We start from the raw sequence: 13,074 nt of genomic DNA, 5'->3' as shown, positions 1-13,074 counted from the left end.
ACTCGCTTGTCGGCCGCATGAGGCAGGATGAACTGCGTGGATCTTCCTCTTGCCGTGCCGGTCGCACCGATGCTCGCCAAAGCCGCGAAAGTGGTGCCCGCGCAGCCCGAGGACGGGCCGGCTGTGTGGTCGTACGAGCCGAAATGGGACGGATTCAGGGCCATCGTCTTCCGTGACGGAGACGAGGTGGTGCTAGGGTCCCGCGGCGGCAAGGACCTGGCCCGCTATTTCCCGGAGTTGGTGGAGGCGATCAAATCCGAGCTGCCCGAGAAGATCGTCGTCGACGGTGAAATCGTCGTGCCGCGCGAGAAGGACGGTTCCACTCGTCTCGATTGGGAATCGCTGTCGGAAAGAATTCACCCCGCGGCGAGTCGGGTGACGATGCTTGCGGAGAAGACTCCGGCGCAGTTCATCGGCTTCGACCTGTTGGCCGTCGGCGACGAGGACCTGACGAGCGAGCCGTTCTCGACGCGGCGGGCGAGATTGCTCGACGCGGTCGGCGCGGGCGGGCCGAGCTGTTTCGTCACCTCCGCCACCGACGACGCTGCGGTGGCCGAGGATTGGTTCGAGCGGTTCGAGGGTGCCGGACTCGACGGTGTGGTGGCCAAGAGACTCGACGGGGTCTATCTGCCCAACAAGCGCGAGATGATCAAGATCAAGCATGCGCGTACCGCCGACTGCGTATTGATCGGCTATCGAATTCACAAGTCCGGTAACGGGATCGGATCGCTGCTGCTCGGCCTCTACGACGGTGACGATCTGCGCATGATCGGCGGTGCGTCGGCATTCACCGACAAGCGCCGGTTGGAATTGCTCGAAGAACTCGAACCGCTCCGACTCGGCGACGACGTCACGTACGACGGCGAAGCGACCCGCTGGAATTCGTCGAACGACCGCAACTGGATCCCGGTGCGCATCGAGCGGGTCATCGAGGTGGCCTACGACCAGATGGAAGGGGCACGGCTGCGGCACGTGGCGCGCTTCCTGCGGTGGCGACCCGATCGTGATCCGCGCTCGTGTGCTTACGACCAGCTCGAGGTTCCGGTGCGCTACGACGTCGCCGACGTCATTGCCGGGGGACGATAGCCGTGGCCGCGAAAACACCACCGGCGTTCGTGCAGGCCGGCGAGCGCGACGTGCGAGTGTCGAGTCCCGATCGCGTGATCTACGAGGCGACGGAACGCACTCCGGAGATCACCAAACTGCAGGTGTGCGAGTACTTCGCGGCCGTCGGGGAGCCACTGATGCGGGCGATCGGAGACCGCCCGACCGCGATGGAACGATGGCCCGACGGCTATCGCGAGGGCATGAGATTGGCGCTCGGCCCCCAGGACAAGGAGGGTGACGGCTTCTATCAGAAGCGGTTGCCCAAGGGTGCGCCCGAGTGGATCGAGACGGTGAAGATCGCGTTCCCCAGCAAGCGCACCGCCGAGGAGCTGTGTCCCTCGGAATCGGCTGCGCTGGTGTGGGCGGCGCAGATGGGCACGCTGACGTTTCACCCGTGGCCGGTACGTCGACCGGAGGTGGACCATCCCGACGAGTTGCGTCTCGACCTCGATCCACAGCCGGGCACCACGTTCGCGGACGCCCTGCGAGTGGCCGACGTGACCCGAGAGCTCTTGGAAGAGTTGGGCTTACGCGGCTACCCGAAGACGAGCGGTAATCGAGGGATCCACATTTACGTTCGCATCGAGCCGAAATACACCTTCGAGCAGGTGCGCCACGCGGCCATCGGTCTGGGCCGTGAACTCGAACGCCGCGACGACGGGGTGACCACCAACTGGTGGAAAGAGGAACGCGGAGAACGCATTTTCATCGACTACAACCAGAACAACCGGGACCGAACCATCGCCAGCGCGTGGAGTCTGCGGGCTCGGCCGGGCGCGCCGGTCAGTACTCCGCTGACGTGGTCGCAGTTGGCCGACGTCACCGATCCACGTGAATTCAACCTCGTCACAGTGCCGGAGCTGATTCAGGACGGCGATCCGTGGGCCGACATGGATTCACAGGCCTACGCTCTCGAACCCCTTCTGCACCTGTGGGAAACACTGCCCGGCGGAGAACTCAACTTCCCGCCCGACTACCCCAAGATGCCGGGCGAACCGCCACGAGTGCAGCCGTCGAAAAAAGTTGCCGAGCACTGGGATGCGGAGGGTAATCGCACCGAAAGCTAGCTCGCTCGGCCCGGGCAGGAGTGCACACTACTGAGCCGCATCGACGGGATCCCGTCGATTCAGCCGTGTTCAGTGCAGCCTTGCCCGCGCTCACATGGATTCGAGTTCCCTGATCAACGTGGCCGCATCGTATGGTCCGACGTGTCGGATGAGGTCCTTGTCGCCGCGTCCCAGGTAGAACGTGGGCGTGCCGTCGACATCCGAGGACGATGCATCGAGTTCGTCGTCCTCGACGCGAACGACGTGGTCGCCGGTGCGGATGTCGTCTTCGAATTTGTTCATGTCGAGGCCGAGTTCGCGTGCATAGCCGTCGATGTCGTCGGGTTCGAGTGCGTCACTGTTGCGGAACAGCACGTCGGCCATCTCCCAGAACTTGCCCTGCGCTGCCGCGGCTTCACTGGCGTAGGCGGCGTACCGAGCATGGGGGTGGTAGTCGTCGAGCGGCAGGTGCCGGTAGACGTAGCGCAGGTCGTCTCCGAAGTGCTTGCGTACCTCGGCGACGCTGCCGGTGGCCTTGCTGCAGAACGGGCATTCGAAATCCGCGTACTCCACGATGGTCAATGGTGCGTCCACCGGACCGCGGATGTGATCGCGCTTCGCGCTGACCGGACGCAGAATACGCAGGGACGCTTCGGCTTTCGGGGGATGGATCTTCGCGTCGACGCGGAACAGGATCCAACCGAGCGCTGCGGCGATCACCGATGCCGCCAGCACGCCGACGCGCGCCTCGTCGGCGAGCAACTCGTCGTCGAGGGCGAGGTCGATGATGAACAGCGAGATGGTGAACCCGATTCCGGACATCGCCGCACCACCGGCGATATGCGAGAGCGTCAGTCCGGGGGCGAGGGACGACGGCCGCAGTTTCGCGAATATGGCCGAGGCAGCGGTGATTCCGACGAGCTTGCCGAGGACGAGGCCCGCGATGATGCCCCAGGTGAGCGTCGAGGTCGATGCGGCTTTCAGAGTGTCCGAGCTCAGCACCACTCCGGCGTTGGCGAGCGCGAAGATCGGCACGATGATGAACGCCGTGTACGGCTGGTAGAGCCGCATGAGACGTTCGTTGACCGACACCGCGCGATCGAGTCCGAGGCGGGCCGCTCGGGCGTACTCGGGATTGGGTGACTGCCGAAACGCGCGCGTCAGGTCCGACGCGCGTTCCACCTCGGTGCGGCGCGGCGGGTAGACCGGAAGGATCAGCGCGATCATCACTCCGGCAAGGGTGGGGTGAACTCCGGACTCGTACATCGCAACCCACGTGAACAGGGCGACCACGAAGTATCCGACGCCGCGCCACACCTCGAGCCGGCGCAGCAGGAAGATCAGCCCGAGCCCGACGAACGCCAGCATCAACGGCACCACGTCGAGGTTGTCGGTGTAGAAGAACGCGATGATCGCCAGTGCACCCACATCGTCCGCAACCGCGAGGGTGAGCAGGAAGATGCGCAGCCGCGCAGCCTTCTTCGGTCCGAGGACGGCGAGTGCCCCGAGCAGGAACGCGGTGTCGGTGGAGATGACGACGCCCCACGCCTGCGCGGCCGGGCCGGACGGATTGAAGGCGAGGAACAGCAACGCCGGTGCTGCCAGGCCGGCAACGGCGGCGACGATCGGTATCGCGGCACGGGATCGGTCGGTGAGCTCACCCATCGCGAACTCGCGCTTGACCTCGAGACCGACGACGAAGAAGAACAACGCCATGAGTCCGTCGTTGACCCAGTGCGCGAGGTCGAGGGAGATGCCGTGCTCGCCGATGGTGACCGACAGCTCGGTGTGCCAGAACGATTGGTAGGTCTCGCCGAAGGGCGAGTTGGCCCAGATCAGCGCGATCAGTGTCGCCGCGAGCAGAAAGCCTGCCGCCAGGGTCTCGCTGTTCTTCTCGCCGCGAGCCCGCGAGATCCGTTCGACGAACCGTGCCATCGGCCGAGTCGTCGGCGTGATCTGATCTGCCATCTTCCGGCCCGGATCCTCTCGGAGAGTGGTTGTGAAGCAGTCTGTACCAACGCGAGCGTCGACGGTTTGCTTCCTCGCAGGTGACAGGCCCGCAGAGTAACGTTATTGCGCTGTCGAACCCACCGCACGGCGAGAGAGATGTGCACGACATATTCGACGAACGGCATTAGTCCAGCCAAAAACGGGAATACCGGTCCGACTCACCCCTGCCACGAAGGAACATCCATGCGTGATTTCATCTGCCGCAAATGCGGACAGAAGCTGTCGTTCGAGAACTCACTGTGTCTGAGCTGCTCGAGTGCACTCGGCTTCCATCTGCCGAGCAGAGCCCTGCTGGTGCTCCCTGACAAGGCGGACGACGGTGTCGCCGAGGCCGAGGTGGACGGCACCACGTGGAAGATGTGCGCCAACCTCAACACTGCGCGGTGCAACTGGCTCGTGGACACCACCGACACCGACGATCTCTGCGTCTCCTGCCGGCTCACCCGCACTCGCCCCGCCGACGACGACGTGGACGCGATGGCCGCCTACGCCGACGCCGAGACCAACAAGCGTCGCGTCGTCCTCGAACTCACCGAACTGGGACTGCCCATCGTCGGTCGGGACGAGGACGAGACGACCGGTCTGGTGTTCGACCTACTCTCCAGCGCCGACCAGCAGGTGATGACCGGCCACGACAACGGACTGATCACTCTGGATCTGGCCGAGGGCGACGACGTGCACCGTGAGCAGCTACGAGTGGCGATGTCGGAGCCGTACCGCACGCTCGTCGGACACTTCCGGCACGAGATCGGCCACTACTACCAGATGGTGTTGGTCGGAAACGGCGAACATCGCGCGGCGTTCGAGGAACTGTTCGGAGATCCCGATTCGAGCTACCAGGACGCTCTCGATCGCCACTACAGCGAAGGTGCGCCCGACGGCTGGGAAGACAACTACGTCTCGTCCTACGCCACCATGCACCCCGCCGAGGACTGGGCCGAGACCTTCGCGCACTACCTGCACATTCGCGACACCCTCGACACGGCCGCTGCGTTCGGCATGGCCCCGGCCGGTTCGACGCTGGAGAGCCCGCTGCCGGGTGATGTCGGCTTCGATCAGATCATCGACTGGTGGCTGCCGTTGTCGTGGGCGTTGAACCAGATCAACCGCTCGATGGGCCACCAGGACCTCTATCCGTTCGTGCTGCCGGCGACCGTCGTGAAGAAGATCGGGTACGTGCACTCGCTGATTGCACCCAGCACCCTCTGACGCCCGCTAACGGTCGTTGAGCTTTGCCATCAGGGGCGTATCCTGTGTTGTCGGCACACCGCCGATGCCGGGGTACGCCCCCTGTGCAGGAGCAGGACGAGGTGACGACCATCAGCGAGCAGACAATGGATTCGACGGGCACTCGCCTGCCGGTCACCGATTACGAGCTGAGTCGACGGTTGGCCGAGGTCGCGGAGAAGCTGCGGCGCCAGCATTCCGATCCCGAGCGAGTTCTGGCCACGATCACCGAAACCGCGGTGGCCAATGTGCCGTATGCAGAGTTCGCGTCGATCACCACCGTGCTGCAGGGCAAGTTCGTACACAGCGCGGCGCTGTCAGGAGAACCTGCCGGCCACTGCGACAAGATCCAGGAGCAGCTGGGCGAGGGACCGTGCCTCGAATCGGCGATCGAACAGACGACCATCAGGATCGACGACATGGACAGCGACACCCGCTGGCCACTGTTCGCCGACGCGGCGTCCGCGCTCGGGGTCAAGAGCATGATCTGCTTCCAGCTCTACGTCGAGGGAGTCAACTTCGGCGCACTGAACCTGCATTCCACCCGTACCAACGCGTTCACTGCCGAGGCCGAGTCGATCGGCTCGCTGTTCGCTGCGCACGCGGCCATCGCGTTCTCCGCCGCACGCGAGGAGCAGCAGATCCGGGCCGCGTTGACGAGCCGAGATCTGATCGGTCAGGCCAAGGGCATGCTGATGGAGCGGTACAACCTGAACTCGCAAGCGGCATTTGCTTTGCTGGCCAAGCTGTCTCAGGACACCAACGTCAAACTCGCCGACCTCGCCGAAAGGCTGGTCATCGACGCAGCGAAGTCGACCGACTGAGACCCGTCGACAGGATCGAGCCCGGTCAGCGCACGTCGAGGCCGTCGGTGCTCGCGACCGACACCGCCGGACCGTCCGAGGCGACGAACACCTCGATCCGAACGTCCTCGTCCAGGTAGCGGCTGAGCAACGCCAATCCTGGTGTGGCAGCAATGATCTCGTGGACTCGATCCCCCGGGATCGGATAGTCGTCCACCTCGTGGCGCCAATGTGCCGCCACCAGGGTGCCGCCGACCTCCAGGTGCTTGACGGCTCGGGCCATCGCGGACGTCAGGTCGTCGGCATCGAGGTAGTACCCGACCTCGCTGACGACGATCAGATCGAACATCTCCGCGGGTGCGGGCAAGGTCGACCAGTCGTCCGAAAGAGACCACCGCGCGAATTCGACTGCGGCAGTGTCGCCGACGCGCCTACGCGCGGAATCGAGGGCGCTGTCCACCACATCGGTGGACACCACGTGGTCGCACCGGGCCGCCAGCTGCTCGGTGAGCACACCGATGGAGCAGCCGGGTTCGAGTGCGCGCCGATAGTGCGGCTTCGGCAGCGATGCCAGGGTCAGGGCGTATTTACGACGCTCGTACCACTTGCTGTCCAGCATGAACGGATCGTCCTTCACCGCATACACGGTGCGGAAGTACTCGGGTCCGAGACTGCTACGAGAACCCTGGCTCACGCGAACACCACCTCGAACGGTCGACGGTATCGAGCGAGAACGTGCGGCGGCAACACCGCTCGATCCGCGGGGTGATCGGACAGGGGGCGAATCTGAGAATCGAACTGCTCTATCGACGCTCGCTTGGCCTCGAGTGTGTGGGCGGGGAGATCGATCCGGCGACTGCGGGTCCACGGCACGGCAGGATGATCGGGAGTTGCCCAGTGCCACATCCAGATCGGATACTCCACCACCGGTATCCCGACGGCGCTCGCCGCGGTGAGGCAGGCACGTGCGGTGGCTTCGTGGTCGGGATGGCCGTCCCCGCGCCAGGGCGTCAGGCACCAGGTACCGGGAGTGGCGTCGAGCAGCGGTATCAGTGCATCGGCCACCGCAGCCTCGTGGTCCTCGACCGCACCGTCGGCGATCTGCAAACGCGTCGGAGAGTGGTCGATTCCCAACTCGGCCAACGCACGCTCGGACTCCACGGGGCGTCGTGCGCGAAGGTCCTGCGCCGTCACGGACGGGGATCCGGGGTGGGAGCCGTCGCCGTCGGTGACTGCGACCACCCGAACGTCCACCCCTGCTGCCGCAGCCAGGGACAGCAGGCCGCCGACACCGAGTACCTCGTCGTCCGGGTGCGGGGCGACCACAACCATGGTGACGACGTCCTTCCAGTCCAAGCCCGGGATGGACCAGTCGGCCGACATCCAGTCCGACTCGGCGGTGCCGACGTCGACCTCGGCGTCGAATGCGTTCTCTACCATGGGTTGTCCTCTTCGGCGATGTCGTGCCCGAGAGCTTCGAGATCGCGTTCGGCGTGGCTCTGCCTCAGATAGACGGTGAGATCTGCGACGCGCTGGGCGTGTTCGGCGTCGCCGCACAGTGGGCCGGCTCCGAGGGCGCGGCCGACGCGGTCGATGCATTGTGTCGCCGCGTCCTCGACCACCGCGCGCACGACGCGGGCTCGGGTTCGGGCTCGCCCGGAGCGGTCGAACGGATCCGCGTCCACCTCGGCTGCAGCAGTGGTCAGTGCGCTCGATGCTGCCCCGAGGGCCGCCGCGATGGCGCCCAGATGAGCAGCGCGGTGCGGGTCCGGCCGGTCGCGGACGGCGGCATGCAGCGTGTCCGCCACCGCGCACGCGCTACCGAACCAGGCTGCCGACACACCGATTGCCCCGTGCCAGAAGCCCGGCCGGGTGAGGTAGTCGGTCGGTCCGCCGACCGCGACGGCGGGGACACTGTCGAATGCGACCGAACCGGAATCGCTCTTGCTCATCCCCACCGCATGCCACGTGTCGGGAACCGGAGTTGCACCCGGATGGGTCAGATCGACGGCGAACAGCCGCGGACTTCCCTCCACCCGGGCCGTCACCAACGCATGCGTGCACAGTGACGCACCCGAGCACCACGGTTTGGTCCCGGTGAGAACCCAGCCCGAATCGTCCAGTACCGCTTCGAGAATCGGCGCAGGCGGTTCCGCGGCCCACACTCCCCAGATCTGCCCACGCTGTGGCGTCGGGCCGTCGAGTTCGTGCAGGATCGCGATCGCGTCGGTGTGCGCCTCGGACCACCGGCCCAGCACCGTGTTGTGCCGGCTCAGCGCGGCGAGCGATTGCCAACGCAGATCGGTGTATCCCGAGCCGGGCAGCGCCAGGTCGAGACGCCCGTCCGCCTCGAACGCCAAGAACGCGGCGCGCAGCCCCGTATCGAGGTTTGCTCGGTCGGTGGATTCGAGAAAACCGGTCTCGCTCATGCGGTGGGCTCCAGGGAACGTAGGAATCCGGCCATGCCGTCGGGCGCTCTGCCGCGCAGGCGCCCCGACGTCGTGACCGGAATGTCGCACACCCGACGGCACACGATGCCGCCGAGCTCGAGGCGTCGGACCAGATCGTGGTCCTCGCCGGTGGTCAAAGGCGTGAATCCGCCGACGGAGAGATAGTCCGTCGCTCGGACCCCGAGGTTGGCCCCGTGGACGTGTGGGTGGCCGACCTCGTGTCGATACTGCGCGTCGTACGACGACCGAAGGGCAACATCCTCCCGGAAGCGATCCTCGAAGTCGACGACCACCGTTCCTGCCACTGCCCGAGCGCCCTCGGCGGCATGCCGGAGATGACCGAGCAACCAGTCCTCACCCACCCGGGTGTCGGCATCGGTTGTGGCGAACCAGGTGGTTGCTCCGTGCTCGGGGCCGGATGCCGAGAAGCCTGCTGCCCGGGCCGCTCCGACGTTGCGGTGAGCTACTTCCATCGTCGACACGAACGGGTGACGTGCGGTGATGCTCGCAGAATCGTCGGTGCACGCGTCGAGCACCACGATCGTGGAAACGGGGACCGAGGCCACCTCGACGACGCGACGCTGCGCTCGAGACAGGGCGGTCAGGCACGCGTCGAGCAGATCCTGCTCGTTGTGCGCAGGTACGACGACGACGATGTGGCTGATGGGGGTACGGGGGAAAGCATCGGAGATCACGGTCCACCCTTTTCGGACACCGGACAGGAGAGGTCCGTTTCGGAATCCGCCGGTGTCTGGACGGGATGTGCTTCCCCTGCACATACCCGTTCCCCGGCTGCCGACACATGCGCCGCGGCCTGGTCCGACCGCGCCCGGGACCGGTTGCGGGAACATACTCGTACTCCAGGTTTCTTTCGCCCGTTTCGTCGATATCCGATTAGCAAATGTCGGGACGGTATGTGTTAATGGGCGTTGCCCTGGATAGCACTGTTCGTGGGCATCGCGACACAGTACGAAGGATGGTCGGGTTACATGGCATCACCGGTCCGCACACGCAGATTCGCCCGTATCGGCGCGATCGTTGCAGGTACAGCCCTCGCGGCGTCCGCCGCATTCGGTTCGGCACAGGCCGCCCCGCTGTGGCCGGGCGGGCCCGACATTTCCATCCCCGGCTTGCCGGGATCTTCGGCTCCCGCGGTGCCTGCACCCGCGCAGCCTCTCGTTCCGCAGCTCGCGCCGGCGAACTTCGCCGATCCGAGCATCAGCCCGTCCGGCGGCGAGGTCGTCGGAGTTGCGCAGCCCATCGCCATTCGCTTCGACGAGGCCATCGGCGATCGCGATGCCGCGCTCCGCGCCATCCGCGTCACGACGAACCCGTCCGTCGACGGCCACTTCTACTGGATCAACGACAGCCAGGTCCGGTGGCTGCCCAACGAGTTCTACCCGGCGCACACCCAGGTGACCGTCGAGGCAGGTGGCGCGAAGGCCGAGTTCTCCACCGGCGACTCGATCATCACCACGGCCGACGACAACACCAAGCAGATCACCGTCACCCGCAACGGCGAGGTCGTCCGCACCATGCCCACCTCGATGGGCAAGGTCGGCCACGAGACCCCCAACGGCACCTACATCGTCGGCGAGCGATTCCGCGACATGTACATGGACTCGTCCACCTACGGCGTGCCCGTGGACTCCGAGGAGGGTTACCGCACGTACGTCGAGTACGCGACGCGCATCTCCTACAGCGGCATCTTCGTACACGCGGCCCCGTGGTCGGAATCGCAGCAGGGCTACTCCAACGCCTCGCACGGCTGCCTCAACGTCAGCACCGAAGACGGCAAGTGGTTCTTCGAGAACGCCCAGAAGGGCGATCCCGTCGTCATCGTCAACACCGACGGCGGCACCCTCAGCGGATCCGACGGCCTGGGAGACTGGAACCGTTAGAGCGGCTTCGCCGCACGTGAGCGGAACTTCGACCCCTGCTACGAAGTTCCGCTCACAAGGATTGCGTCTCCACCGCTCCGCACATCAATTGGCCAACACTTGCTCCCGAAGGATGTCCGCGTGGCCGCAATGGTGAGCGAGCTCGCGAAGAACTTGTAGATAGACCCACCGGACCGTACGCGGACCAGCACGGTGGCCGGTCACGACCGCATCGAGAGTGAAGTTCTCTACTGCGGTCCGGGCACGCCCGCACGCAACCCGGTAGCTGTCCATCACAGTGGACACGGTGTCTGCGGCGTCGAGGCGAAAGGACTCCTCCGGGCTCTGTACCAAACCGAGTTCCAGACGCGACGTCCCGCCGATGCATTCCTCGAACCACACCCGCTGCATCCACGTGACGTGCTTAACCAGCCCGAGCAACGTCGTTGAGGACGGCACCAGACGGCGGCAGGCCTGCTCTTCGGTCAGACCATCGAGAACGACCTCGAGATCGCTGCGGTACTCCTCGACGAACGCATCGAGCTGCGTCCGCTCATCGGCAAGTCCTACGTCGAACGTGCCCACCATCGTCTCCTGTCATGTTCAGAATCAACGACACCCGCCGCGCACGTTACTGCACCACTGCGCAGCATTTGGTCTGCCCGACGGTGAACGTTGGGGCTCAGTTCACCAATCGTTAGCCGCGACTGAGCACAGTCCTCGCGGTGAGTGCAACAACCGAACGAGTGCTGCCCACGGCCAGGAAGAAGAGTTTCTTCTCGCGGCCGTGGACCGATTACGCACTGTTCCTGATTCTGGTGGGCCCCAACCTGGTTCTGCTGGGTGTGTTCACGTATCGGCCGCTGGTCGAGAACTTCCAGTTCTCCTTCTTCGACTGGAACCTGTCCTCGCCCACTTCCACGTTCGTCGGCTTCGACAACTACCGCGAGTGGGCGTCTCGCGAGGACACCTGGCAGATCGTCGGCAACACCGTCGTGTTCACGGTCGCCGCTGTGGTGGGCTCACTGGTTCTCGGCCTGGTGCTCGCGCTGTTGCTGGATCGAAAGCTCAGGGGCCGCAACTTCGTTCGCTCCGCAGTCTTCGCCCCGTACGTCATCTCGGGGGCCGCAATCGGCATCGCGTTCCAGTTCGTCTTCGACCCCAACTTCGGACTCGTTCAGGACTTGATGCGACGCCTCGGCCTCGGTGCGGTCCCGGATTTCTATCAGGACCCGAAATGGGCCATGGTCATGATCACCGTGACGTACCTGTGGAAGAACCTGGGCTACACCTTCGTCATCTACCTCGCGGCCCTGCAGGGTGTGCGTAAGGAGCTGATGGAAGCGGCCGAGATCGATCAGGCGAGCCGCTGGACCACGTTCCGCAAAGTGCTTCTGCCGCAACTACGTCCGACGACGTTCTTCCTGTCGATCACAGTGCTGCTCAATTCGCTCCAGGTCTTCGACATCATCAACGTGATGACGCGCGGAGGTCCGCTGGGCACCGGCACCACCACGATGGTCTACCAGGTCTACGAGGAGACGTTCCGCAACTTCCGAGCCGGCTACGGCGCCACCGTCGCGACGATCCTGTTCCTCGTGCTGTTGATCGTCACCCTCGTGCAGGTACGAATCATGGATCGAGACGATCAGCGATGACTGTGACCGACAAGCGTCCGACGGCCACGCCGGAGAAGGTGCCCGGGCCGCGCGACCAGCACCGTGCCCGTCGTAGCGCGAACATCCTCGGATACGCGGCCATGGTCGCCGTCCTGCTGATGATCGGGCTGCCACTGTTCTGGATCCTGATCACCTCCTTCAAGGATCGACCGGACATCTACGTCCAGCCGGTCACCTGGTGGCCCAGCGTGTTTCACCCGCAGAACTACGACGAGGCGACGACGGAGGTGCCGTTCTTCACCTACCTGCGCAACTCCATCATCATCACCACGGCCGTGTCGTCCATCAAGTTCGTTCTCGGGGTTCTGAGCGCCTACGGTCTGGTGTTCCTGCGCTTCCCGGGCAAGAACATCGTCTTTCTTGTCATCATCGCCGCGCTGATGGTGCCCAATCAGATCACCGTCATCTCCAACTACTCGCTCATCTCCGAGTTGGGCTGGCGGAATTCGTTCCAGGGCATCATCATTCCGCTGGCAGGCGTCGCCTTCGGTACCTTCCTGATGCGTAATCACTTTCTGTCGCTGCCGCCGGAGATCATCGAAGCCGCGCGGATGGACGGTGCCGGACCGGTACGGCTGATGTTCCGGGTGATCCTGCCGCTGTCGGGCCCGACCATGGTGGCGTTCGCGATCATCACCATCGTCAACGAATGGAACGAATACCTCTGGCCGTTCCTGATGTCCGACGACTCGTCCGTCGCCCCGCTGCCGGTCGGGTTGACGCTGCTCCAGAACAGCGAGGGCTACACCAACTGGGGCGCAGTGATGGCCGCGACGGTACTGACCATTCTGCCCATCCTTCTCGTCTTTCTCGTCCTGCAACGCCACATGATCAAGGGCCTCACCTCCGGTGCGGTCAAGGGCTGATTCACC

The 13,074-nt window shown here is 64.9% G+C and carries 13 protein-coding genes; 7 read left to right on the top strand and 6 right to left on the bottom strand.

What is annotated here, in order from left to right:
• Window positions 1-36: 36 nt before the first annotated feature.
• Both MTX34_RS09635 and MTX34_RS09630 read left to right on the top strand, forming a co-directional pair.
• Window positions 37-1,086 (top strand): ATP-dependent DNA ligase, encoded by a 1,050-nt coding sequence (locus MTX34_RS09635; protein WP_243609267.1) that lies wholly within the window; start codon window positions 37-39, stop codon window positions 1,084-1,086.
• 2 nt (window positions 1,087-1,088) lie between these two features.
• The gene (locus tag MTX34_RS09630; RefSeq protein ID WP_243609266.1) at window positions 1,089-2,174 is read left to right on the top strand and encodes a DNA polymerase domain-containing protein; all 1,086 of its coding nucleotides are present in this window, start codon (window positions 1,089-1,091) and stop codon (window positions 2,172-2,174) included.
• A 90-nt stretch (window positions 2,175-2,264) separates the two neighbouring features.
• Here the strand turns inward: MTX34_RS09630 and nhaA are convergent, their stop codons facing one another.
• Window positions 2,265-4,121: a Na+/H+ antiporter NhaA gene (nhaA, locus tag MTX34_RS09625; protein ID WP_243609265.1), complete on the bottom strand. Its 1,857-nt coding sequence runs from the start codon at window positions 4,119-4,121 to the stop codon at window positions 2,265-2,267.
• A gap of 225 nt (window positions 4,122-4,346) precedes the next feature.
• Here nhaA and MTX34_RS09620 point away from each other — a divergent pair, with 225 nt between their 5' ends.
• Both MTX34_RS09620 and MTX34_RS09615 read left to right on the top strand, forming a co-directional pair.
• Complete coding sequence (locus MTX34_RS09620; protein WP_243609264.1) at window positions 4,347-5,372, top strand: putative zinc-binding metallopeptidase; 1,026 nt, start codon at window positions 4,347-4,349, stop codon at window positions 5,370-5,372.
• 101 nt (window positions 5,373-5,473) lie between these two features.
• A complete protein-coding gene (locus MTX34_RS09615) occupies window positions 5,474-6,214 on the top strand; it encodes a GAF and ANTAR domain-containing protein (RefSeq protein ID WP_243609263.1) in 741 nt (246 codons plus the stop codon).
• A gap of 25 nt (window positions 6,215-6,239) precedes the next feature.
• Here the strand turns inward: MTX34_RS09615 and MTX34_RS09610 are convergent, their stop codons facing one another.
• The 4 genes from MTX34_RS09610 to MTX34_RS09595 are packed head-to-tail and all read right to left on the bottom strand — an operon-like array spanning window position 6,240 to window position 9,338.
• Window positions 6,240-6,887 carry an SAM-dependent methyltransferase gene (locus tag MTX34_RS09610; RefSeq protein ID WP_243609262.1) on the bottom strand — a complete coding sequence of 216 codons (648 nt, stop codon included), beginning with the start codon at window positions 6,885-6,887 and terminating at the stop codon, window positions 6,240-6,242.
• Window positions 6,884-7,633 (bottom strand): PIG-L deacetylase family protein, encoded by a 750-nt coding sequence (locus MTX34_RS09605; protein WP_243609261.1) that lies wholly within the window; start codon window positions 7,631-7,633, stop codon window positions 6,884-6,886. The genes MTX34_RS09610 and MTX34_RS09605 overlap by 4 nt, the downstream gene beginning before the upstream one ends.
• Complete coding sequence (locus MTX34_RS09600; protein ID WP_243609260.1) at window positions 7,627-8,622, bottom strand: acyl-CoA dehydrogenase family protein; 996 nt, start codon at window positions 8,620-8,622, stop codon at window positions 7,627-7,629. The genes MTX34_RS09605 and MTX34_RS09600 overlap by 7 nt, the downstream gene beginning before the upstream one ends.
• The gene (locus tag MTX34_RS09595) at window positions 8,619-9,338 is read right to left on the bottom strand and encodes a glycosyltransferase family 2 protein (protein ID WP_243609259.1); all 720 of its coding nucleotides are present in this window, start codon (window positions 9,336-9,338) and stop codon (window positions 8,619-8,621) included. The genes MTX34_RS09600 and MTX34_RS09595 overlap by 4 nt, the downstream gene beginning before the upstream one ends.
• Window positions 9,339-9,632: 294 nt before the next feature.
• Here MTX34_RS09595 and MTX34_RS09590 point away from each other — a divergent pair, with 294 nt between their 5' ends.
• On the top strand, window positions 9,633-10,544 hold the full coding sequence (locus MTX34_RS09590; RefSeq protein WP_243609258.1) for a L,D-transpeptidase: 912 nt from the start codon (window positions 9,633-9,635) through the stop codon (window positions 10,542-10,544).
• A gap of 84 nt (window positions 10,545-10,628) precedes the next feature.
• On the opposite strand, the gene MTX34_RS09585 is transcribed toward MTX34_RS09590, so the two are convergent.
• Window positions 10,629-11,111, bottom strand: a complete 483-nt coding sequence (locus MTX34_RS09585) for a DinB family protein (protein ID WP_243609257.1) — start codon at window positions 11,109-11,111, stop codon at window positions 10,629-10,631.
• A 137-nt stretch (window positions 11,112-11,248) separates the two neighbouring features.
• Here MTX34_RS09585 and MTX34_RS09580 point away from each other — a divergent pair, with 137 nt between their 5' ends.
• Together MTX34_RS09580 and MTX34_RS09575 are read left to right on the top strand one after the other, a co-directional pair.
• The gene (locus MTX34_RS09580; protein WP_179273473.1) at window positions 11,249-12,181 is read left to right on the top strand and encodes a carbohydrate ABC transporter permease; all 933 of its coding nucleotides are present in this window, start codon (window positions 11,249-11,251) and stop codon (window positions 12,179-12,181) included.
• Window positions 12,178-13,068 (top strand): carbohydrate ABC transporter permease, encoded by an 891-nt coding sequence (locus MTX34_RS09575; protein ID WP_243609256.1) that lies wholly within the window; start codon window positions 12,178-12,180, stop codon window positions 13,066-13,068. Before MTX34_RS09580 ends, MTX34_RS09575 begins: the two co-directional genes overlap by 4 nt.
• Window positions 13,069-13,074 lie beyond the last annotated feature (6 nt).

Source organism: Rhodococcus sp. ARC_M5 (genome assembly GCF_022810405.1).
Classification (GTDB): domain Bacteria; phylum Actinomycetota; class Actinomycetes; order Mycobacteriales; family Mycobacteriaceae; genus Rhodococcoides; species Rhodococcoides navarretei.
This window is presented reverse-complemented; position numbering and strand designations above follow the sequence as displayed.